Source organism: Clostridium sp. UBA1056 (assembly GCA_002316385.1).
In the GTDB taxonomy this organism is placed as follows: Bacteria; Bacillota; Clostridia; order Clostridiales; family Clostridiaceae; genus Clostridium_J.
In genome coordinates this window covers 1-22,666 of record DCDL01000049.1, presented here as the reverse complement: position 1 = coordinate 22,666, position 22,666 = coordinate 1, and the positions used below count along the sequence as shown (strand labels likewise).

Annotated in this window: 26 protein-coding genes; 7 read left to right on the top strand and 19 right to left on the bottom strand. The window is 32.7% G+C overall.

The features are described from left to right. Positions 1 to 136: 136 nt before the first annotated feature. Positions 137 to 319: a hypothetical protein gene (locus B3W71_RS11795; RefSeq protein ID WP_346889124.1), complete on the bottom strand. Its 183-nt coding sequence runs from the start codon at positions 317 to 319 to the stop codon at positions 137 to 139. Between the two features lie 358 nt (positions 320 to 677). Between B3W71_RS11795 and B3W71_RS11790 the strand changes: the two genes are divergently transcribed. Next, on the top strand, positions 678 to 1,736 hold the full coding sequence (locus B3W71_RS11790; RefSeq protein ID WP_346889123.1) for a lactonase family protein: 1,059 nt from the start codon (positions 678 to 680) through the stop codon (positions 1,734 to 1,736). A gap of 198 nt (positions 1,737 to 1,934) precedes the next feature. Here the strand turns inward: B3W71_RS11790 and B3W71_RS11785 are convergent, their stop codons facing one another. The 4 genes from B3W71_RS11785 to B3W71_RS11770 all read right to left on the bottom strand — a co-directional run bounded on the left by B3W71_RS11785 (position 1,935) and on the right by B3W71_RS11770 (position 4,728). Continuing rightward, complete coding sequence (locus B3W71_RS11785) at positions 1,935 to 2,408, bottom strand: methylated-DNA--[protein]-cysteine S-methyltransferase (RefSeq protein WP_346889122.1); 474 nt, start codon at positions 2,406 to 2,408, stop codon at positions 1,935 to 1,937. A 33-nt stretch (positions 2,409 to 2,441) separates the two neighbouring features. Next, the gene (locus B3W71_RS11780) at positions 2,442 to 3,038 is read right to left on the bottom strand and encodes a bifunctional transcriptional activator/DNA repair enzyme AdaA (protein ID WP_346889121.1); all 597 of its coding nucleotides are present in this window, start codon (positions 3,036 to 3,038) and stop codon (positions 2,442 to 2,444) included. 252 nt (positions 3,039 to 3,290) lie between these two features. Beyond that, positions 3,291 to 3,611, bottom strand: coding sequence for a CGGC domain-containing protein (locus B3W71_RS11775; protein ID WP_346889120.1), 321 nt, complete (start codon positions 3,609 to 3,611; stop codon positions 3,291 to 3,293). A gap of 247 nt (positions 3,612 to 3,858) precedes the next feature. Then, positions 3,859 to 4,728, bottom strand: a complete 870-nt coding sequence (locus B3W71_RS11770) for a reverse transcriptase domain-containing protein (protein ID WP_346889119.1) — start codon at positions 4,726 to 4,728, stop codon at positions 3,859 to 3,861. Between the two features lie 429 nt (positions 4,729 to 5,157). On the opposite strand from B3W71_RS11770, the gene B3W71_RS11765 reads away from it, so the two are divergent. Continuing rightward, positions 5,158 to 5,982: a hypothetical protein gene (locus tag B3W71_RS11765; RefSeq protein ID WP_346889118.1), complete on the top strand. Its 825-nt coding sequence runs from the start codon at positions 5,158 to 5,160 to the stop codon at positions 5,980 to 5,982. Between the two features lie 415 nt (positions 5,983 to 6,397). On the opposite strand, the gene B3W71_RS11760 is transcribed toward B3W71_RS11765, so the two are convergent. Together B3W71_RS11760 and B3W71_RS11755 are read right to left on the bottom strand one after the other, a co-directional pair. Beyond that, positions 6,398 to 6,925, bottom strand: coding sequence for a putative immunity protein (locus tag B3W71_RS11760; protein ID WP_346889117.1), 528 nt, complete (start codon positions 6,923 to 6,925; stop codon positions 6,398 to 6,400). A 64-nt stretch (positions 6,926 to 6,989) separates the two neighbouring features. Further along, complete coding sequence (locus B3W71_RS11755; protein ID WP_346889116.1) at positions 6,990 to 7,400, bottom strand: peptide deformylase; 411 nt, start codon at positions 7,398 to 7,400, stop codon at positions 6,990 to 6,992. Positions 7,401 to 7,580: 180 nt separating this feature from the next. Between B3W71_RS11755 and B3W71_RS11750 the strand changes: the two genes are divergently transcribed. After that, entirely contained in the window at positions 7,581 to 7,910 is a 330-nt protein-coding gene (locus B3W71_RS11750; RefSeq protein ID WP_346889115.1) for an AraC family transcriptional regulator, read from the top strand. A 371-nt stretch (positions 7,911 to 8,281) separates the two neighbouring features. On the opposite strand, the gene B3W71_RS11745 is transcribed toward B3W71_RS11750, so the two are convergent. The 9 genes from B3W71_RS11745 to B3W71_RS11705 all read right to left on the bottom strand — a co-directional run bounded on the left by B3W71_RS11745 (position 8,282) and on the right by B3W71_RS11705 (position 18,462). Beyond that, the gene (locus B3W71_RS11745; RefSeq protein WP_346889114.1) at positions 8,282 to 10,636 is read right to left on the bottom strand and encodes an ABC transporter permease; all 2,355 of its coding nucleotides are present in this window, start codon (positions 10,634 to 10,636) and stop codon (positions 8,282 to 8,284) included. Then, positions 10,633 to 11,316: an ABC transporter ATP-binding protein gene (locus B3W71_RS11740; protein WP_346889113.1), complete on the bottom strand. Its 684-nt coding sequence runs from the start codon at positions 11,314 to 11,316 to the stop codon at positions 10,633 to 10,635. The genes B3W71_RS11745 and B3W71_RS11740 overlap by 4 nt, the downstream gene beginning before the upstream one ends. A gap of 77 nt (positions 11,317 to 11,393) precedes the next feature. Next, positions 11,394 to 12,431 (bottom strand): HAMP domain-containing sensor histidine kinase, encoded by a 1,038-nt coding sequence (locus B3W71_RS11735; protein ID WP_346889112.1) that lies wholly within the window; start codon positions 12,429 to 12,431, stop codon positions 11,394 to 11,396. A gap of 8 nt (positions 12,432 to 12,439) precedes the next feature. Continuing rightward, entirely contained in the window at positions 12,440 to 13,126 is a 687-nt protein-coding gene (locus tag B3W71_RS11730; protein WP_346889111.1) for a response regulator transcription factor, read from the bottom strand. Continuing rightward, the gene (locus B3W71_RS11725; protein WP_414632024.1) at positions 13,123 to 13,332 is read right to left on the bottom strand and encodes a helix-turn-helix domain-containing protein; all 210 of its coding nucleotides are present in this window, start codon (positions 13,330 to 13,332) and stop codon (positions 13,123 to 13,125) included. The genes B3W71_RS11730 and B3W71_RS11725 overlap by 4 nt, the downstream gene beginning before the upstream one ends. A 164-nt stretch (positions 13,333 to 13,496) precedes the next feature. Beyond that, positions 13,497 to 15,158 (bottom strand): FAD-dependent oxidoreductase, encoded by a 1,662-nt coding sequence (locus B3W71_RS11720; protein WP_346889109.1) that lies wholly within the window; start codon positions 15,156 to 15,158, stop codon positions 13,497 to 13,499. Between the two features lie 205 nt (positions 15,159 to 15,363). Beyond that, on the bottom strand, positions 15,364 to 15,927 hold the full coding sequence (gene ahpC / locus B3W71_RS11715; protein WP_346889108.1) for an alkyl hydroperoxide reductase subunit C: 564 nt from the start codon (positions 15,925 to 15,927) through the stop codon (positions 15,364 to 15,366). A 414-nt stretch (positions 15,928 to 16,341) separates the two neighbouring features. Next, the gene (tsaD, locus tag B3W71_RS11710; protein WP_346889125.1) at positions 16,342 to 17,364 is read right to left on the bottom strand and encodes a tRNA (adenosine(37)-N6)-threonylcarbamoyltransferase complex transferase subunit TsaD; all 1,023 of its coding nucleotides are present in this window, start codon (positions 17,362 to 17,364) and stop codon (positions 16,342 to 16,344) included. Between the two features lie 216 nt (positions 17,365 to 17,580). Beyond that, complete coding sequence (locus tag B3W71_RS11705; RefSeq protein WP_346889107.1) at positions 17,581 to 18,462, bottom strand: LysR family transcriptional regulator; 882 nt, start codon at positions 18,460 to 18,462, stop codon at positions 17,581 to 17,583. A gap of 113 nt (positions 18,463 to 18,575) precedes the next feature. Here B3W71_RS11705 and B3W71_RS11700 point away from each other — a divergent pair, with 113 nt between their 5' ends. The 3 genes from B3W71_RS11700 (at position 18,576) to B3W71_RS11690 (ending at position 20,628) form a co-directional block, all read left to right on the top strand. Then, positions 18,576 to 19,139 carry a chromate transporter gene (locus B3W71_RS11700; protein WP_346889106.1) on the top strand — a complete coding sequence of 188 codons (564 nt, stop codon included), beginning with the start codon at positions 18,576 to 18,578 and terminating at the stop codon, positions 19,137 to 19,139. Positions 19,140 to 19,150: 11 nt separating this feature from the next. Further along, positions 19,151 to 19,708 (top strand): chromate transporter, encoded by a 558-nt coding sequence (locus B3W71_RS11695; RefSeq protein ID WP_346889105.1) that lies wholly within the window; start codon positions 19,151 to 19,153, stop codon positions 19,706 to 19,708. 251 nt (positions 19,709 to 19,959) lie between these two features. Further along, complete coding sequence (locus B3W71_RS11690; protein WP_346889104.1) at positions 19,960 to 20,628, top strand: RusA family crossover junction endodeoxyribonuclease; 669 nt, start codon at positions 19,960 to 19,962, stop codon at positions 20,626 to 20,628. 177 nt (positions 20,629 to 20,805) lie between these two features. Here B3W71_RS11690 and B3W71_RS11685 read toward each other — a convergent pair whose 3' ends face one another. Both B3W71_RS11685 and B3W71_RS11680 read right to left on the bottom strand, forming a co-directional pair. Next, the gene (locus tag B3W71_RS11685; RefSeq protein ID WP_346889103.1) at positions 20,806 to 21,711 is read right to left on the bottom strand and encodes a hypothetical protein; all 906 of its coding nucleotides are present in this window, start codon (positions 21,709 to 21,711) and stop codon (positions 20,806 to 20,808) included. Positions 21,712 to 21,744: 33 nt separating this feature from the next. Next, positions 21,745 to 21,870, bottom strand: coding sequence for a hypothetical protein (locus B3W71_RS11680; RefSeq protein WP_346889102.1), 126 nt, complete (start codon positions 21,868 to 21,870; stop codon positions 21,745 to 21,747). Between the two features lie 242 nt (positions 21,871 to 22,112). On the opposite strand from B3W71_RS11680, the gene B3W71_RS11675 reads away from it, so the two are divergent. Then, entirely contained in the window at positions 22,113 to 22,382 is a 270-nt protein-coding gene (locus B3W71_RS11675) for a hypothetical protein (protein WP_346889101.1), read from the top strand. A 104-nt stretch (positions 22,383 to 22,486) separates the two neighbouring features. Here B3W71_RS11675 and B3W71_RS11670 read toward each other — a convergent pair whose 3' ends face one another. After that, positions 22,487 to 22,618: a hypothetical protein gene (locus B3W71_RS11670; RefSeq protein ID WP_346889100.1), complete on the bottom strand. Its 132-nt coding sequence runs from the start codon at positions 22,616 to 22,618 to the stop codon at positions 22,487 to 22,489. Positions 22,619 to 22,666 lie beyond the last annotated feature (48 nt).

Genomic DNA, 22,666 nt, shown 5'->3' with positions numbered 1-22,666 from the left:
CATTCTAGCTTATTTATTTTTTGAAGATGCCTTATTATCTATGATGTCTTTAACTAGCACAATTGGAGTTTGTTGAGCTCCGTATTGTGCTCACAATCCTTATCATCTATCAGCTATAACTAAATTATCAATAAAATCAAATATCTAATTGTGGTAATATATATTTCTTTATTAATTCAATTCTATCCTTAGCCCTAGGCATAAATTTTGATGCAATCGCTACAACCAAATTTTTATCTGGAACACAGCAAATCACATTTCCCCCATCCCCCAATGCACAATAAGCTGAAAATTTATCTTCTTCAAATACCCACCACAAATATCCATAATTATTTCCATAGTTAGTTGTGGAAATCTCTATCCATTCCTTCGAAATTATTTGTTTACCATATCCATAAAAATTATTATGAGTCTTCCGATAATTACTGTTGTAATGAATTCATTAATAATGATTATCCTAATCCTGATATTAAATGCTTTATTTTAAATTTCATAGATTTTATTAATTAATATAAAAATTTTTTACTAAGAAAGCATCCTAAAGATTTATTATACCTTTAGGATGCTTTCTTGAAATAAATAAATCTTTTAATTAGTATTATCTATTTTATAAAATGATACATACAATAAATTATAGTTAAATTATAAATTAAACTATATTAAAGGAGATTGATAAAATGTCTTATAATAAAAATGATTCCATTAGTATGGTATTTTCTATGACTAATGAATTAAATAACAGTGTTGTTGCTTTCATGAGAGATGGACTAGGAATTTTATCTTGTCCAAGAGTTTATAAAACAGGAGGAAGTGGAACAGGCTTACACCAAGTAGACCCTCTAGGCTCTCAGGGATCAATTGGTTTATCACATGATGGTAACTTTCTTTTTGTTGTTAACGCTGGTAGTAATAGTATAAGTAGCTTTCGCGTGCATGAACGGGGGCTTACCCTTGTTTGCGTAGTACCATCTGGCGGTATTTTTCCTAATAGCTTAACTATAAATAACCACAATCTTTATGTAACTAATTCTGGCACTCCTCCTCAAGTCCCTGCCAATGTTACTGGCTTTCATATTGAATCAGATGGACATCTTAGTATTATAAAGCATTCTCAAAGACCATTGAGTTCAGATAATGCTCAATCAAGATGTATTGCTTCAAATGTTTCTGGCGATAAACTTGTTGTAAGTGAAACGATAACCAATAATCTCAGTGTTTATGAAGTAAACTTCAATGGAAGTCTAGAAGGACCAATTATAACTCCTTCTAATGGTACAGGTCCTTTTGGATCAGTTTATCTCAATAATAATCTTTTGGTAGTTAGTGAGGTGGGTCCAAATGCATTATCATCTTATAAAGTTAAAGATAATGGTAAGCTTAATGTTATTAGTGGCTCTGTATTAAATAATCAATTAGCAACTTGTTGGGTTTCAGTTAATCCTGGCGAGAATCATGCTTATACCTCTAATGCTGGTAGTAGCACAATAACTCGTTATCATATTAATCGTGAAGGAATTTTGACTGTTATTGAAAGTATACCAAGTACACCTAAAGGAACAGGATCCCCAATTGATAGTGCAATAGACAGATGTGGTCAAAATTTTTATGTTTTGAATGGTAGCGAGGGTTCAATCAGTGTGTTTGAAATTAAGGAAAATGGACATTTAGTTCTATTACAGATATATCAAGACACAGAATTGCCACGAATTGGCGCACAAGGAATGGCAATACTCTAGATATAAATAAATTATAGTTTTAAACTGCAAGTATAGTTTTAATATAGAGTGCTATTGACATGCAATTTATTTACTATTATATTAAAATCAAGGCATGGTAGTCACACCATGACCTCCATGCCTTTAAAATAATTATCATAGAAAGCTATTTACAGAAATAATTTCACACTCTCAACTTTACTTTTCTTTATAATATTTCTAAATCGATAATATATTCTTCTCATGGTTTAAAAGCCATTGCTTTCTATCTATGCCACCAGCATATCCAGTTAGACTTCCATTAGTTCCAATAATCCTATGACAAGGTACTATTATCCATATTTTATTTCTACCATTTGCACTTCCCACTGCCCTAACACTTTTTTCATTTCCTACCCTAATCGCTAAGTTCTTATAGGATAAGGTTTCCCCATAAGAAATCTTCAATAGTTCATTCCATACATTCTTTTGAAAATCAGTCCCATTTAATGAAACCTTTAAATCGAATGCTTTTCTACTTCCATTAAAATATTCATTTAACTGAGCAATAGTATTTTCTAATATTTCATTTACTTTATTCATCACGGACTTTTCTTGCTCCACAAACATAACTGATAGTATTGAATCTTCAGAGCAAATTATTTCTAATATGCCAATAGGTGAATTATAATAACCATAATATTCTTTAATCATACAAACACCTCCTAATAAAATTTTTATCATCTGTTATACTTTTATCTCATTTATACTATTTCTTTTTCTATACTCCTTAGGAGCAATACCTGTATTTTGCTTAAAACATTTATAAAAATTAGAAAGGCTTTTAAACCCTACATCGTATGCAATCTCTAAAATATCATCATTACTTTTACTTAGAAGCTGCATCGCTTTATTTATTCTTATTTGTGATACATATTCGTTAGGTGTTAGTCCTGTATATACTTTAAATAATCTTGTTAAATGACTAATACTAACACCAAATTCTTTTGAAATAAACCTGAAATTAATTGGTTTATTATAATTCTGGATTAACTTTTCCTTTATTTTTTCAATTAGTTCTCTATTCGGTTCAAAATTATGTTCCTTTATATCAGGCCTGCATAATTTACATGGTCTGAAACCTTCTTTGATGGCATCATCTACACTACTAAAAAACAATATATTCTCTTTTAGTGGTGCCTTAGCTTTACATGATGGTCTGCAACAAATACCTGTTGTTTTCACAGCATAGTAAAATAACCCATCATAATACTTATTACAACTTATTACTGCATTCCATTTCTCATCTTCAGATATTACTATGTTTCCTTGTATAATTACCATCTCCTAAAAGCATTTGCATAATTATTATAGGGTTCTAACCTCATAACTAAACTTATTCTATATACATTTCTAATCTTATAATTTAATTTTTACTAAGGCACCTGAAAAGAAATAGCAATTCAAAGCTTGAAGCATATTTGTCACTAGACTAGGAGTCAAAATCCTTTCATAGTCCTGCTATGTAAGGGTTTTGGCGACGACATATCGTGGCAAATAGGCGAAAATACTGGCTTGTTATTTCTTTGATTGTGCCTAAATATCATGTGTATAACCTATTATATTAAACTCCTTATTTAGAGAATCAATAAACTGATTATAAAAAGAACACTTAAGCTTTATACATGTAGCTAAATGTATAGTATCCACACCCTTTGTTTTCATTCTATTTGCTCTATCTAACACTTGATCTATAGAATCTTGGCTACAACCATTACAGTGAACAAAACATATTATTTTTGAATCTTTATCATGATTCTCAAAAGCTGCTACTCTTTCATTAAAGGCTTTAAAGCACCCGAAGCTAGTACATTCCTTACTTTCGTTATAACAATTAATAATGCCAATTTTACTCATAATTATAATTCCACTCCTCGTAAAAGTTTATTTTATATTTTGATTCTAGCATTACTAAAAGTATAAATTCTTCCTATATTTTGCTATCTAATTTTAAGTGTTTTCACTAAGATATTTTAGGTACTCAAAAGAGTCTACTTCATTTATGGTAGTCGAGTAGGGAAAGTCTTCACAGACTTTCCCCCTCACAGATTCCGTACGTACCCAATTAAGGCATACGGCTCTTCATATTATTTTATGGAAATTGCTATCTATATACATTTACATAAATTTTAGGCTTAGGTAATGGATTATACTTCATATACATTTTAAATTTGTTTAAATCAAAGCTTTGTCTTTGGCTTCTACGATTTAGCCGCTTAAATAGTGCTTTCTTTATTTCCAAAGAAAACTGACTTATCATATATGAATTATCTGTGATCCCATAGTATTGATAGTGTCCATTGAGCTTTTGCTTTGTTAAATCAAATATATCTCCTATATGAAGCTTGTTCCTAACCGATTTAACCCATTGATTAAATTCCTTTACTTTTGCTCTGAATTTCTTTTTACTCGTTTTTCGCTTAACTCTAAACTTTCCATTTCTACTTTTACCACAATGATGAGTGAATCCTAGAAAATCAAATGTTTCTGCTCTTTTGTATCCCATCTTCTTTCTGTTTTCTTCTGCAAATCTTCCAAACAATATTAACTTAGACTTAGTCTTTTCAATTTCAAGATTAAATTTTCCAAGTCTATGTAGAAGGTGCCTACAGAAATTTCTGGCTTCGCCTTCGTATTGAAAGCAGAATACAAAATCATCAGCATATCTTACAATTTCAGCTTCACCTTTAAAATTTCTCTTTATTACTTTCTCAAACCATAAGTCTAGTGCATAATGCAAATATATATTTGCAAGAGTTGGCGAAATTATTGAGCCTTGGGGCGTTCCCAATTTTGTTGCTTCCATAACACCATTTTCCATCATACCTGCTTTCAAAAATTTGTTTATAAGTTTAATGATGTTATGGTCTCCTATCCTCAGTTCTAAAAATTTTATCATCCACTCATGATTCATATTGTTGAAGAATCCTTTTATATCTGCATCTACTACGTAGCTTATTTTACATCTTTTCACCCTACTTGAAATGAAACTGGTGATAATATATCAATAATGGCATCATTATTATAAACATAATACTAATTATTCTTTTTCCTATATTAAAAATCAATATATTATTTGCTGCTAATACACAAGCTTCATTTAATAATCTTGAAATAGCAATATGCTGTTTTAATCCTTCAATGTTTTTTCATATTTTATCACAAACTTTTTATTTAAACTCTATGTATTAGCAGACTTTTTTCATTTTAGTGATATATATCTTCTATCATTACAGGTAATCTATATCTAAATTTGTTAAAATATCTTTTGATTTTTTATATATTATCATAGTATTTCCTTCCTTTACTCCTGTAAGATAATTTTTTAGAATAATTTTGGGCTTACTTAGAAAAAATATAAATCATTAAAATAAAATAAGCTCATTTAAGAAAGGAGAAAGATATGAATACAGTAAATGTGTCCTTATCACAACAAACTATTGATTCAACTGTTAAGCGTACATTAAAAATTTTTCGTCAAGACGAGCCTATGAGTAAACTTTTACTTGATGAAAACGGTATAAAAATTACTGGAAATGTAAATATAGAAAATGTTGTCTTAGAGAGTGTTACCTTAAAAGAACCCCACATAATAGAATTAAATAAAGTAGAAGTGACATTTTCCTTGTTAAACATTGTGATTGAGGTTGATATTGAAAGAATCCATGATGAACTTAAAATTGGCGGATTTGAAGTAGCTAGCTGGGATTTCTTCAACAGCAATCCAGACATTAGGTTTACAATAGGACTTGAAGACTTTGTAAGACCCAATTTCACAGCTAGTATGAAGTGCTTTTTAAATAATAGAGACGTTGTTATTGGTGTGGATGAATTTAAAGTGAATGATTTAAATCTTCCGAGTGATATAGCTAGTAGAATACAACAAAATGCGATAAATGAGGTTACAAATATTATTAAAGATAAAATACCAGGAAGATGGGAAGATAAAGTATTAGCTAAAATAGATGACATAGCGAAATATCTACCTATTAACAATTTAGGTGATTGGATTTTGAGTAAATTATTAGACAATAGAAAAGTTGAATCACTGATAGAGGATGCAGTAAAAAGTAAAATAAGCGATGAAGTTGTTTATACTGCTCCAGGCGAATTGACTCTTGGTACTGGAGACAAGCAGGTTACTCTAGCGTTAGAAGATGTAAATCCTATCATTATTGAAGTCAAAGAACGACAGCTAACAACGACGATTAACTTTAAAGACCTATAAGATAGTTTAATATAATAAAGTATTAACATCTAATACCATATAAAAGCTACAACTTTATTATTTAGTTGTAGCTTTACTTATATTCTAATATTTGTAACTGTATTTATACTTGATTTCTCATCCCAGGCTCCCGATAATCTTAATGGGTACCACGTCTTGTTTAATCACTCCATTTGTATAAGTAACTTCAAAAATGAAGGTAGCTCCACCGTGTTTGGGTATAACACCTTCGCTCCTTAGTTTAAACATCAATTCTAGTAAAAACCTCATTTATTTGTGATACGGTTCACCATGACTAATTCTAAATTTATAAGTTTAATTTTTTCGCTGATGACTTTTGTTAACGAATGTACATTTATACGACTTAAAAAATACGCAGATTCAATGCTGCGTATTCTTAAATAAATTTCTATATTTAGCAATTCCAATTTATTTTTGCTGGATTAGGCTCATCTATTATAGCAACTTTACGTAAAGCCTCCTCCATATTCTTGCACTCTCTTGCTGCAATTTCATCATAAACTTCAACCTTCTCATTAACACCAATAGATGAATATGCTATTGCTGCAGCACCGTAAAATGCAAGTCCTAAAGAACTCGTTATAGTATTAATCGTTGCCGTTGTTGCTCCAATTGCCCTAGCTGCAGCTTGTGCAGCTGGATTCCCTTCTACTTCTCTTGCAGCTATTTGAACTTCCTTAATAACTTTCTTTGCCTCTGTTAATTTCATTTTTCCTTCTAGCCATTCATTAGATGCATTTAATGCATTCTTTAAACGAGAATCCTCAGGGTAATCTTTTTCATAAATAGGTAGAATATACTCCCTTGCATATTCATTACACCATTTTATAATTGTATTTTTGCTTTGCGTTTCTATTAATCTCATAAGAGAAACAATATATGGTGAATCTGCTTTTCCAAGCATTTTTCGTACTTTAGCCATAATAACTCCTTTTTCTTAAATATATTTTTCAAATTAATAATCTCATCATAAGCAATTTTATATCTTATATTATTATACCTTCAAAATGATCCACTTCATGCTGAATAATCTGTGCAGTAAATCCAATAAATGTTTGCTTATGCTTCTTAAAGTCTCTATCAAAATATTCTACCTCAATTGTTTTATACCTCATTGTTTTTCTAAAACCAGTTAAAGATAAACAGCTTTCTTCTGTCTCATAACCGTCCTCTTTCTTTAATATAACTGGATTCACCATAGGAACTATAATATCACCTACACTAAATACCAGTATACGTTTTTTAACTCCTATCATATTAGCAGCCATGCCAACACAATACTCTAAGTTTGCTCTTAACGTATCTACTAAATCATCAATAACTGCTACATCATCTTTAGTCGCATGTTCTGATTTCTGTCCTAAGAATACTATATCCTTTACAACTGGTCTTATCATAATTAATCCAACCTTTCTAATTTCTTTGTCTAAACAATCTTAGTAAATAAAATATTAGCCTCTCTATCCTTCTTGTATCTATTACAATCTTCTACCCCTCAATTATACACAATATATGATAGGTTTTCTAAATCTCTTAATATTTTTTATCATGTTAAACTTCATTTAGGAGGCGATGATATGGAGTGGTTAAAGAAACTAAGTCAATCTATAGATTATATAGAAAATAATTTGGATGGAACTATTTCTTATGATGAAATAGCAAAGATAGCAGGTTGTTCTACTTACTCTTTCCAACGCATGTCTACATATATTGCAGGTATTCTACTATCTGAATATATAAGACATAGACGTATGACAATTGCTGCATTTGAAATACAAACCAAAGAAATTAAAATTATGGACATACCTCTGAAGTATGGTATACCTCACCAACTGCTTTTAATCGTGCATTTCAAAGTGTCCGTGGTGTGGCACCAACTCTTGCCAGAACAGAAGGAATTCTACTAGAAGCATATCCACGAATTAGTTTTTCAATATCAATTAGTGGAGGTGAAAGTATGAAGTATAGAATAGAAAAAAAGACCCTATTCGAATTGTAGGAATAAGAACTTGTTTACAAGATGATTGAATATTAGAGGGATTGCTGTAAATAAAAATGGACACGGCGATACCTCCTTGATACCGCCGTGTCCCTGCAAGTCGTCATAGATTTGTGTGAACGCAAAGAAACTGTGGCTCTGAAAATCAAAGCCGCCGCTTCATAATCGCGTGAAAATATGTCTTCTGTACGACGGCTTTTTTTCTTTTGCCGTCGTACAGAAGGTTTTAGAGTATTCAATTTGGTTTAATCTTCTTTACCAATTTCATAAATAATGCTATTACAATTCATTTATCGTTTCCGTTACAGATATATTCCGAATCCGTTTTGACGGAGCATAAACCGCAGTGATAGCTGCAACAAAAACAAACAGAAGTATAATCATTATTGGTATAACAGGTAAGCTCCAAGTAGCGTAGTTCCAATGAGTGGTAATAATATTGTCATATAACAGTTTATTAATCAACAGACCAACTACACAACCGACAATACAACCGGACAAAGCATAGGTAAACGCTTCGACGGCTATCATTTTTGTTATCTGACGTTCATCCATACCAACCGCACGCATTGCTCCGTATTGTTTTATTTTTGCGGACACACTCATAGAAATGCTGTTCACAATATTCAATACAGTAACCAAAGTAATAATTGCCAAAAATCCATATACAAAGAACAGGAATGCAATATATGTGCTGGTATTCCGCTGGTCGCGCTGGTCACTAAACGTATACTCTTCACCTACTGCATTACGGATTGCTTCAGCATTCTCGTCCGTCGCATCTCTTGTCGTCTGTATCATAATAAGTGAATAATCGGTTACACCCGTTATGCGCGTAAATGTTTCTCTAGAAGTAATAAGCGTTATTTTTCCATTCATGCTGCCGTCACTGCTGAAAGGGTCAAATTTCAGCATACCTGCAATTTCAAGTTCTTCATTGCCAACCCGTATTTTATCACCTATCTCTAACGGACTATCTTTGTCCCATGTTGTAAGTACATAATTACTGTCCCCATATACTTTTGAAATATTGCTACCTTTTCTAAGTTCCTTATCCTTTGTAAGACAGTCTAAATCATATTCATCATAGGAAATAATATCAATCGTATTCGACAGTTGATTATCTTTATTTACTTCTGCTGGAATATCAAGACAATTCCTACGACCGAAAACACGTTTTACACCTTCCATGCTGCTAATCTTATCAAGCAGCTCACTGTCTATCGAATTTGAACTGTCATTGCTTGAAATGCTAATGTCGAAAGCATTCGATGGCTGGGGCATAATGTAACCAACCAAATCTATCAAAAACGAAAAACTCAAAAAAAGGATAATGCTGAGTGCAAATGAGCCTGTCATAAGTAATAGGTTTTTCTTTGCCGATACTGCATGATGAATGCCAAGAACAGTTTCAATTTTTAAAAAACGGGTATTCATCGCATGGTGCATATTTTTTGCGCTTTCTGAATTACCCGATACTGCTGTCACAGGTGATACTTTAGCGGCCCGTTTCGCTGGAGACCTAGCGGAAATCAGTACCGTAACAACCCCCACAATTACTCCGCTGATAATGCCGATTGGGCTAACTCCCCAAAGAGGCATATCAGAGAACTCCCCGCCGACAAGGAACCGTAGTGCAGCGCATAATCCCCATGTTATTACAATTCCGAGTATGACACCTACCGGAACCGCAGTTTTGCACCAGTTAAGAGCTTCCAACCTTACGAAACGGATAATCTGCTGTCTGCTCATTCCAATACAGCGCATCATTCCGAAAAATTTTGTCCTTTGGGCGACATTACTGTTTATGCTGCTTGAAATCATCAGTACCCCTGCAATCAGTATCAGGACAAACAGTACTACCGCGGTAGAATATAATGCCTGCACAGTTGTATTTCCGCTAAAGTCCGATGATCCTAAAGTGGCTGAGTTTTCATCTATATTTTCGTCTGTCAACCCGTATTGTTCCTTTATACCTGCAATCTGTTTGCTTATTTTCGTATTCTCATGAAACTGAACATAATATACAGGGGCAAGCTCTCTATCATTCATGGTACAAATTTTATAAAATGCTGTTTGGTTCATATATGTACTAATTGTATCATACATCGAATTGTAACCTACCTTGTCTTCACCAAAGCCGGATACAGTATAATTCATGCTTCCAGAAGGGGTATTTATTGTAACGCTGTCGCCTATATTGATACCGAGAACAGTTTTGGCATTTGGACTAAGCATGATTTCTGTATCGCTCTGCGGATAAGAACCCTCTGCCAAGCAGTTCCGTATATCAGTGATGTACGTTTCATCAACACCGTATAAAACCGCTTTTCTATCGCCTATATAATAATCATCTTCTCGATTGTAATTTATTACATCGTACCACGACATGGCGGCAATGTCGGTGCGCGAATCAATTTGCTCCGCAACACTTTCGGATATATTTTTAAGCTGTATGTGCCAGTTTCCATGTTTGTTAAGTAAAGTTGTTTTCTCCATTCTGACACCCATATCTGCCATACTGAAAACAGCCGTTACTAAAAATACAGCAAAAATGATACATAGAAGCGTCATACGATTCTGCTGTTTATGTACTTTTGCGGAAATCGGAATAAGGCTAAGATAGCTTTTCATTCACGGCACCTCCCAAAATCGGTCAGGGCACCGTCTGACACCTGCAATACACGGTCTGCGGTCTGCGCTATACTGCGGTTATGCGTAATCATAATAATCGTCTGCTCATACTTCTTTGAGGTTTCTTTCAGTAGAGCGATTACTTCGCTGCTGTTCTGGGAATCCAGATTACCCGTCGGCTCGTCCGCAAGAATCAGAGACGGTCTTGTAATCAGTGCGCGTCCGATTGCTACTCTCTGTTGCTGGCCGCCTGATAATTGACTGGGTAGGTGATGACGGCGTTCCTTCAAATTTAGTACCGTCAGTAGTTCTTCCAGATACTTTTCATTGGGCTTCTGATAGTCCAGCAACACAGGAAAAATCATATTCTGCTCGACTGTCAATTCTGGAATTAAGTTGAAAGCCTGAAAAATAAACCCGATATTTCGGCGGCGGAAAATCGTAAGCGCACTGTCTTTCATGGCAAAAATATCCTTGCCGTCAATCAGCACTTCGCCAGAGGTTGGGTTGTCAAGCGCACCTAGCATATTGAGAAGCGTACTCTTACCAGAACCCGATTCTCCGACTATTGCCACAAATTCGCCCTTCGGAACTGAGAAGTTGGCGTTTTTTAATGCGTGAACGGCCGTTTCACCACTGCCGTAAGTTTTAGAAATTGATTTAACTTCTAATAAATTCATAGTATAAGCACCTCTTTCTGTATTTGAATCATATTGGAAGTATATCATCTATACCCTACAGCAAGATGACCATAAGACTACAATTTTGTAGGAATCAAAAAATTTATAACAAAAGTAGTACCAACTCCCAATTCACTGTCAACCTCAACCGTGCCGTTGTGTGCTTCAATAATTGCTTTCGTAAGCGGCAAACCAAGTCCGATACCCGGAATATCCTTTGAAAAGCGGCTGCGATAAAACCTCTTAAAAATATGGTGTAAATCCTCTGGGTGGATGCCGCTCCCGTTATCTTTCACTATAATCTGAACAACAGTCATAAACTGTTTCCATTCAACATGAATGGAATCCCCTTTTTGGGTATGGTCAAGAGCATTTTTTACGATATTGTCTATGGCCTCCATGACCCAATCGCAATCACAAAGAAGCGAGATATTCTCTGCACCAGATAAGACAATTTCTTTCTGTTCCTGTTTAGCCCGGTATGCAAAATGTAATTCAATGTCATTCATCATATCTGCCACATTTTCAGGAGCCTTTTCAATCACAATGGAACCCGCGTCCAGCTTTGTAATTTTCAGCAGATTTTGTACTAGCGTTTCAATTCGGTCGAGTTCATGTTCTGATAACGTGGCAAATTCTTTAATCGTAGGTAGTTCTTCTGCTTCGCCTTGTAATAGCCCGTTATAAATATTCAAGGCTGCAAGAGGTGTTTTTAGTTGATGTGAAATATCGGATATTGTATTTTTCAAAAACTGTTTCGCTTTCCCTTCATTTTCAGCATGGGCGTTCAAAATGGAAACCAGAGAATTTACTTCATGAAATAGTCTGTATAACTCGCCCTCATCATCGCACTCAATACGCGCTGTACGATTGCCTGAAATATATTCTGTAATTTGCGTCACGGCGTTTTCCATGATTTTGTTCTGTTCCTTAAAATATCTGTAACAGGCTATCAATATTCCAATTCCCATACATAGAGAACATATCAATATATAAAATGCCGCATTTTCCAATTTAAGGCTCATGAAAGACGCAGACAGTAAGGTAAATATCAGTATACACATCAATATCATATAAAATAGGGTCTTTATTTTTCTGTTTGACAGTATTTTCATTATGCACCTCAATTAGAAGTATTCCATTTATAACCCATACGGCGGACGGTTATTATCATTTTTGGGTTACCTGGCTCATCTTCAATTTTTTTGCGTAGCCTGCGTATATATACAGTAAGGGTGTTGTTATCTATATAGTCTTCATTACAATCCCATAATCTGCTTAAAATCTGTTCTGGCGAAAGTACAATATCGGGATTTTCCATAAACAAGCACAGCAATTTATATTCATTTGCCGTTAAGTCAAGCTGTTTCCCATTTTTATATGCTTCTCCTTTTAGCAGTTGTACCTTTATATCATTAGAATTAAGTTCTGTATCTGCCTGACTGAAATTATTACTTCTGCGGAGCAAGGCGTTTATCCTGGACATAAACACAGCCAACTTAAAGGGCTTTGTAATATAGTCGTCGCCACCAATATCAAGCCCCATTATGATGTCTGTTTCCTCATCAGCAGCAGTAAGGAACATAATGGGTACTTGTGATGTTTTGCGTATTTTTCTGCATATATCAAAACCGGAACCGTCGGGAAGCGATACATCTAAAATTATCAACTCATATTTCCCGTCCACCCATAAGGTATCTGCTTCAAGGCTTGTACGGGCAATATCTATCTCATATCCCTGCTTTTTGATAGCAAAAGACAGCCCACTTATTAAACTCAAATCGTCCTCAACCAAAAATATCCGTTTCATTTATTTTCACCATCCTTTACTTTACTGCTCCTATATCGTCCGTCAGCCGGTTTTTCAGCGTCAACTGGAACAAGCCATGTATTTCCCATTTTTTTAGCTCCCTTGATCCGTCCAGCAGAGCAATAGTACACTACCATTCTGTCTGTGACTCCCCAATTTTTCGCTGCTTCTTTTGTCGTTATATAATCCACGCATAACACCTCCATAATTTTATTATATTTCTTTTGGCAGAAATATACAAACTGAGGTATAAGACAAGAGAAAAGCCGTAGGACTTAAAAATCCTACGGCAAATCTCAAAAACTGAAAACATCCTTATTGAACCAGGACATTTAGATTGCACTATTTCTTAATAAATATTTTTACTTATTTACTTATTTATAAGCTTTATTATCTCATCAATTTTTTTAGCTCCAAAATAAATGTCATCATCATTTACAATTATAGCTGGAACACTCATAACATTAAATTTATCTTTTATATCTTTAAAGCTAGCAATATCTATCATTTCAGCTTCTACCTTTGAATTTTCTATGGCAATTCTTTGAGATGATATGACTACATCCGGGCATAGATGGCAAGCTAGTGATACACATACTTTGATATTAATTTCCTTATCGATAGCCTTAATATTTTTTAATACCTCTTCTGAAATTTGTTGTCCTGGTCCACCAAGGTTATATATAGCTAACAAAAATGAATTTAACTCATGTCCACCTGGCACCCCATGGAACTTAACTCCACTATAGTTTTTATCTTTGTCTAGTAGTGCAACTACAGGATATTTATTGGAACTTATTTTGCTTTCAATATCTAGATTCTCACCTTTAACATAAATTTCAGCAGAAACCTTTTCTCCTAAAGCTGAAATATCTAATACTAAATCTCTTAGCTCTAAGGACTTACTGTTATCTTCATCAACTATGGATACAAGGGTAACTTCATCCTCTAATCTATCTAATACGCCCTTTAATTGAAGTCTTAAATCATCATTTAAAAGCTTACTCTTTCTTGGAACTTCCCCTAAACTAGCATTACTACTTACTTTCTTCTCTACTTTTTTAGGTTCATATTCCTCTTTTATTCCTAACCTATCCTTTAATTCAATGATATATCTTTCTGCTGAAGTTGCAGCAATAGCTCCATCTGCTACAGCAGTTACTATTTGTCTCAGTTGTTTTGGTCTAAGGTCTCCTGCCACATAAACACCCTTTATATTAGTTTCCATATTTTCATTAGTATTTATATAACCAAACCTGTCTAAGTCCAAAATTCCTTTAAATAAAACACTTTGTGGCGAATAACCTACAAATACAAATATACCAAAAGCACCATCTTTCTCTTTAGCATTATATTCAAAGGCCTCACCAGTGTTATTATTGATAAACTTAGCATAGTTTACCATCTTGTCGCCCTTAGCTTCTAATATTTCTGTATTAAATTTAACTTCTATCTTAGGATGTCCCAAAACCTTATCTGCTATAGATTTTGCACAAGTAAACTCAGGCTCTCTAGCTATTACTGTAACTTTAGTAGCAAACTTAGTTAAAAATATTGCTTCCTCTGCTGCTGCAAATCCAGCTCCAATTACAAAAACCTCTAATCCTTCAAAGAATTGTCCATCACAAGTTGAACAGTAGGCTACACCCCTACCTGTAAATTCTTCTTCACCTATAAAACCTAACTTTCTTGGAGAAGCTCCAGTTGCAACCACCACAGCTCTTCCCTCTATTTCTCCTCTATCAGTTTCAATAATCTTTGTATCTCCATCTAAACTAACACTTAATACTTCAGCGGACATAAAATTTACACCAAAATCTTCAGCTTGATGTCTCATTTCTTCCATAAGCTTTGGCCCATTACTATTTCTAGCCCCTGGATAGTTAGAAATCTCATAAGTTTTGCTTACCTGACCACCAAATTCAGCTTTTTCTATAATTAATGTATTTAGTTTAGCTCTACCTGCATATATACCAGTTGAAAGTCCTGCTGGACCTGCGCCTATTACTAATAAATCATATATTTTATCCACATTCATCCTCCTATTAATTTCTCCTATTATTTTCAAAACGCTACTTTTTAGCATCATTACTTTTTAAATATTATCTGAAACATTATATTTTTAAAGGATTATTAAAATCTTATCCCTGCTTTATTTAAATAAAACTTTAATAATACTTTAAAGTAATGGTGAATTAATAAACCTATTAATTCACCATTACATTTAAATATTAATATTATAGCTTACCAACTAAGTCTAGGCTTGGTACTAATGTTGCTTCACCTGGTTGCCATTTTGCTGGGCAAACTTGATCTCCATGCTCTGCAACAAATTGAGCGGCTTGAACTTTTCTTAATAATTCTTCTGCACTTCTTCCAATTCCTAAATCATGAACTTCATAAGCTTTAATTTCTCCTTCTGGATTAACTACGAAAGAACCTCTTAAAGCTAAACCTTCTTCTTCTATTAAAACTTCGAAATCTCTAGCTAATTTACCTGTTGGATCTCCTAACATTGGATACTTGATTTTAGCAATTGTTTCTGAAGCATCTGCCCATGCTTTATGAACAAAGTGAGTGTCTTCAGATACTGAGTAAACTTCACAACCAATTTCTTGGAATTTAGCATAGTTATCAGCTAATTCTCCTAATTCTGTTGGGCATACAAAAGTAAAGTCTGCTGGATAGAATACAAATACTGACCAGTGTCCTTTAACTGAATCTAATGTTACTTCCTTAAACTCCCCATTATGATAAGCTTGAACTTTGAAATCTGAAACTTTTTTATTTATTAATGACATTTTAAATGCCTCCTTGATATTTATTTTCATTTGATATATATTATCATCTCTCTATGTAATTAATAATAATTATTATTAAACAATTTGTCAACACTTATTTGAAAAAACTTTTTACTTTTTTAAATTCCCTTGTAAAAAACCTTTAAAATACTAGTATTCTAGCTAAGTGTTTACTAGTTAAACTTATAAATTGTAAAATAAAACTATGATTTAAAACATTAATATGTCTGTTAAGTGTTAGTGGATAATAAATAGCTAATTATTAGTAGTATAGGAAATAGAACTAATCTCTTTACTATACTCTGCTAAAAATTGTAATGATATCATTTATAATAAAACTTTTATAAATAAAAAAGTGTTTATCCCTATAGGATAAACACCTTCTAACTAAGATTTTATAAAAATCCTTTATATCTATCTTTGTCCTAGCTTCAAGTTTGGTACTGCATTTAAGGTTAAGTCTGCAATTCTACCAGCTTTATACTCATAATAAGCAGCACTTCCTATCATAGCAGCATTATCTGTACATAGAATTGGTGATGGGAATAATACCTTTATTCCTTCACTTTCTCCTCTTTCAGTTAGTTTCGCTCTAAGATAAGAGTTAGATGCAACTCCTCCAGATATAGCTATCTTATCTACTTGCTTCTCTTTGCAAGCCTTCATAGCATTATCAACTAATACATCTACTACAGCCTTTTGGAAGGAAGCAGCCACATCAGCTTGATTATAGCTTTCACCCTTCATTTGAAGAGAGTTTAAGTAGTTAAGTACTGCTGATTTAACTCCACTAAAGGAGAAATCTAGTGTCTTATCATGGAAATTTGCTCTTGGGAACTTAATGGCATTTTCATTTCCCTCTTTAGCAATCTTATCAATTTTAGGTCCACCAGGATATCCAAGTCCTATAGCTCTAGCCACTTTGTCATAGGCTTCTCCCGCTGCATCATCTCTAGTTTCTCCTAGAACTTCGAAGCTTCCATAATCCTTCATATGAACAATAAATGTATGCCCTCCTGAAACTACTAAAGTAACAAAAGGTGGTTCTAAATCCTTATGCTCAATAAAGTTAGCACTTATATGACCTTCAATATGGTTTACACCGATTAAAGGAATATTTAATCCGTAAGCTAAAGCCTTAGCATATTGAAGACCTACAAGTAAAGCTCCAACAAGCCCTGGTCCATAGGTAACCCCTACTGCATCTATATCTTCAAAAGTCAGATTTGCTTCTCTAAGTGCCTCTTCTACCACAGCACTAATGGCTTCTATGTGCATTCTTGAAGCTACCTCTGGTACAACTCCACCAAACTTTTTATGTATATCAATTTGAGAAGCTATAACATTAGATAGAACTTCTCTTCCATTTACTACTACTGAAGCTGCTGTTTCATCGCAACTTGACTCTATAGCAAGTATCTTAAAATTTTCTTTCATTTCATTTGCTTCTTTCATATTTTTCACCTACTTTTAAATAATTCACATATTATGAAAGTTATATCTAAAGTTTGTACTCCACAGTACTAACTTAAACTTATCATCTCATTTTTATCCACATATTTAAATAATATATCCACACATTTAAACAATTATATCAACAAATGTGATTACTTCATACATTTTATCATTTTTTAAAGATTAATTACACATCTTTTACTTAATTCTTATACAACAATCAATGAACCACTGCAACGGTTTGGACAAATACTTATCCTGATGATAACAAATAGAGTTATAATTTAAAAGCCTCATATCTTTAATAGCTAGCTTTACTATGTCTCCTTCTTTAACTTGTTGAGTAACAAGTAAATCTGGAAGAACACTTATTCCAAAATCACACTTTACAGCCTGAATAAGAGCTTGTGAATTTACACTTGTCATCATAGGATCCACATAAATATGCTTAAGTAATAAAGCACTATCAAGGGTATCTCTTATGGCAGACCCCTTTTCTCTAAGCAGTAGCGGTTGTTCTGCAAACTCTTCTACCGTGATTTCTGACCTTCCACTTTTAGCAAAATCATGATTAGAGGAACATATCACTGACATTTCATAAGAAGAAACCTCATGGCTAATCAATTGTTTATTATGAATAGCTCCCTCCATTAGTGCAATATCTATTTCATTATTTAATAGTTTTTCTTCAATATTAGCAGCACTATCCACTTGAATCTTTAATGGAGTTCTTTCATATTTCTGCCTCCACTCCTTAATCCACTTCTGGAGCCAGAAATTAGCTATAGTAATACCAGAGCCAATCCGAATAGTTACTAATTCCTCTTGATCTTTAAAACCATTTTCTAAATCCTCATGAAGTTCAATTATCCTAACCACTTTATGTAGTAGTATTTCCCCTGTTCCTGTAAGATAGATTTTCCTCCCGATTCGTTCAAAAAGCTTTCCACCTATCTCCTCTTCTAAATCACTTATAACATGAGATACCGCTGGTTGAGTCATATATAACTTTTTTGCTGTCCTAGTAAAGCTCAACTCTTCACATACCTCTTTAAAAATATACATCTGCCTCAAGTTCATTATAAATATCACCCCTTACATTACTTTTTAGTAATGTATTTCATAAAATTTTATCATTTTATTTATCTATGTACAAGTAATATAATTGTGTAAGTTAGAGAAAGGGGGATTCCATGAATTATTTAAATAAGAATTCAAAATATAAAACTTGCCTTTGGCTTTTTGGAGTTAACTTCTTCATTAGTGCATTCACCTTTGGAGGAGGTTATGTAGTAATTCCTATGATTCGTAAATACTTTGTGGAGAAAAAACAATACTTTGGTGAGGAAGAGTTACTAGATATGGCAGCAATAGCCCAGTCTTCTCCTGGAGCCATAGCTGTAAATCTATCAGTATTATCTGGATATCGCATAGCTGGCTTTTTAGGTGCTGTTATCAGCTGTATTTCTGCTGTGCTTCCTCCACTTATAATACTATCTTTAATTTCTACCTGCTATGGCTTTTTCCGTGATAATACCACTATTTCATCTATATTAAAGGGAATGGAAGCAGGAGTTGCCGCTTTGATTGTAGATTTAGTAGTAACCATGATTCAGACTGTTACAAAAGAAAAAAATGCTTTACTCTCTTTAATGATTCCTGTGGTTTTTATAGCTAGTTTTATTTTTAATATAAATGTTATGGTTATTCTACTAAGTTGCATTATCCTTTGTCTCATTTTTAAAAATAAATTTTAGGAGGAAGGTTTATGTATAACTCTATTTTTAAACTTTTTCTTAGCTTTTTACAAATAGGCTTCTTTAGTATAGGTGGTGGATATGCAACTATTCCTTTAATCCAAGAGCAAGTAGTAGAGAAACATACTTGGCTTACTATGCAAGAATTCACAGATATTATTACCATATCTCAAATGACTCCTGGTCCCTTAGCCGTTAATACTTCCACCTTCGTAGGAATTCAAATTAACGGAATTTCTGGTGCCATTGTGGCTACCTTAGGATGTGTTATCTCTGGCTTTTTCATATCTCTCTTTTTATATAAATTTTTTCAGAGTCATGATAAGTCTAAAAATATTTCAAATATTTTAAAAGGACTTCGTTCAGCTTCCATAGGACTTATCGCTTCTTCTGCTGGTACTATACTAATGCTTTCTTTCCTAGGAACTTCAACATGGAACTTAGTAGGAATGAGTCTTCAAATAAAATCTATAATTATTTTTGCGGGCTGTCTTTTTCTACTTAGAAAGTTTAAACTAAACCCTATGGTAGCGATGATACTCTCCGGCATTGCAGGAATACTATTTTAAAACTATATAAAATAATCTAACCTCTAATTAAAATATTTTCATTTTACTCAAACATCAGTTCTTATGGTATAATAATACTTATTTAATGAAGTTATTTTAGGCATCTGAAAATAGATAACAAGTCAAAGATGGGAGCATTAGAGCGGGTAGCCATCAGATAACACAAAATAGACGAGCATTCTGACTTATTTATTTTTTGAAGATGCTTTAAATCTACAATTAATCACACAATCATAGAAAGAGGAATTAAAATGAAGTATGTTGACTATGCTAAAGTTGTGGTAAAAGGATCCCCAATTTCTAAATCTAACTTTAAACTCTTCAATAGCAGCAATAGAGCTATTTTACCATATAATTCAGGAAAATATCATGATAGATATGCACTATATGAAGAAGAAATAGCCTATGAATGTAGAATTCAAAACCCAAGTGTAACACTAACAGAAGCTCTTATAGCAGTTCTTAAGGTTTATTATAAAAGTGAAAAGCGTCATCCAGATACAAATAACATAACTAAAAGTATTCTAGACGGTGTTGAGAAAAGTGGTCTCATTATAAATGATGCCCAAGTAAGAAGACTTATTATAGAAGAATTTTATGATAAAGAAAATCCTCGCTTTGAGCTTGAGCTATTTGGAGAAAGCTCCTATGCAATAGACTATAAAATAGTTAAGTTAGAAGAAAAGAAGCCTATGCTAAATTATGAACCTCCTAGCAATAAAAAAAATAAAACCTTAGATGGTTCTAATGTCACAAGGCTATGTAAACCCTCTTCAGAAGAAGATAATAGTACTTCTTCTAGTAAAAGTTCTAAGCAAATCTGTGAGGTTTGTCTAAAGGTAGTTTCAAAGGACAATGTAATGTCCTGTAATAATGGAAAGACTCTAATATGCAAAAGCTGTTTTAAAAAGCTATTCTAAAATTACACTACATATAATTCTTATTACATTTTATATCATTAAGATTTCTATATAAAGTAAGGGGCTTTCATAAAATAAGCTAATCTAAATAAATGTTGAGCATTCACTTATATTATTAAAGTACATACTCAACATTTTATATAAGATTAGTTATATATCTCGCGAAAGTCCTTAATTTTATTTAATAGTTATACCATTAACAAGGATTACATGTTTAGAAAATATTCCATGAACAACTTTAACCTCTTCTCCTCGATGAATATAAGGATAACGATAAGTTTTATAGGTAATTTCTCTTTTATTTTTAAAGTCAGTAACATATACAGTCCAATAATGCCTTCCACTACCACTATCTTCACTTTCGTCTGCTTCTGTTATTTCAGTACATATACCTATTAAAGATGTGTATAGTCCTAATATATACTCCGCAAAGGAAAAAAACCCTATAATTGCAATTATTAAGAATACAATCTTCAATATATTATGTTGCTTACTTTCTATTATGGTATATACAAAGACAAACATAAAAATAATATTGTATACTTCAATACTTCTTTTATTAAATGGAACTTTTTCAATAGGCATAAACCAAAATTTAAATCTCCAAAGTATACTACTTCCTTCTACATTATAGTCTGTCCCATATACTGCTGCCCGCCACTTCATTTGATGATCATTCATACCCAACACTATAACTTTCTCTGTAATGAATATTACATTTTCATAAATACCTAACATTATAAAGGAAGCTATAATAAAATATAAATCCTCTATTACCAGTACTGCGAAAAGAATATATAAAATGAAAACAACAGCACCTAATTGCATTAATCTCATTTTAAACCTCATCTCATCATTAGCATCTTTGGATAACTCTTTATCTCTATTTAATGCACCTCCAATAGCAGTAGATACAAAAACAAGAGCGAAAAAGTAAACATAATTTTTTATAGTTATTCCTGAAGTTATATTAATATCATATCCAAAATGCTGAAGTACAAGTAATATATTAATTACTATACTTATTAACAACATACCTACTGAAAAATTTCTTAAGGACTTTAAACCACGCTGTTCTAACATTTGTTTTCTCCTTCACTATATCTATATAATTATTTAGATCATATGAAAATCCATATGAAGATAGTAATTAATCCTATCATAAGGTGTAATCTCTAACCTTTGCCATTCCCTTTCACCATAGTTATTATAAAAACTTTTAATTTCACTTGGATTGTACATTAATATACCTCCATGTCTTTTCAAAATATTTACTGATAAATTATTCTATAATTCTACCATACTTTCCTTATATTCACATCTATTTAGTATTAATTTTTTTATTTTGTAGATTTATAAACAATTTATTAAAACGAGAATATTCCCTTCATTAAAGATTGTTGATAAACCAAGTAATTATAGGAAATACTAATTCCGATTTACAATATAAAAGACTTTTTAATAAAACAATGGAGGAAAAATCTATGGAAAACCTAGACAGAGCAATCGACAGAATAAAAATCCTTGAATGCCCAACAGGCGAATTAGAAAATCGGGTTGCAGATATTCTTGAGGATTATAGAGTTGCAGATAAAAATAAAATAACTATAAATAGAGCTAGACAATTAGATACAAATGGTGCAGAAGCTTATAGTGCTAAGATTTTAAGCAATTCACCACAGTCTATCACTATACTAGCAGAATCAGGCATGGATGATTATGTAGCTAAAGTAATTGATGTATCTATAGGTTAAATTGCAGTAATATATTAATACTATTAAAAACCTTCTTCTAAATTAAGATTAGATAATATTAATTTATTAAGGTAGCCCTATAAAAAAATGCTTTTGCTTAAAGTTCAACAAAAGCATTTTTTATAGATGCTAACCTTATTAACTTCTTGTAACGCTATTTTCACATTACTAACACACTTCCCACAAGTCATACCTCCAGCTGTTAACCTAATTTTATTTTTTATTTCTTCTTTCATTAAGCATCTTCAAAAAATAAATAAGTCAGAATGCTCGTCTATTTTGTG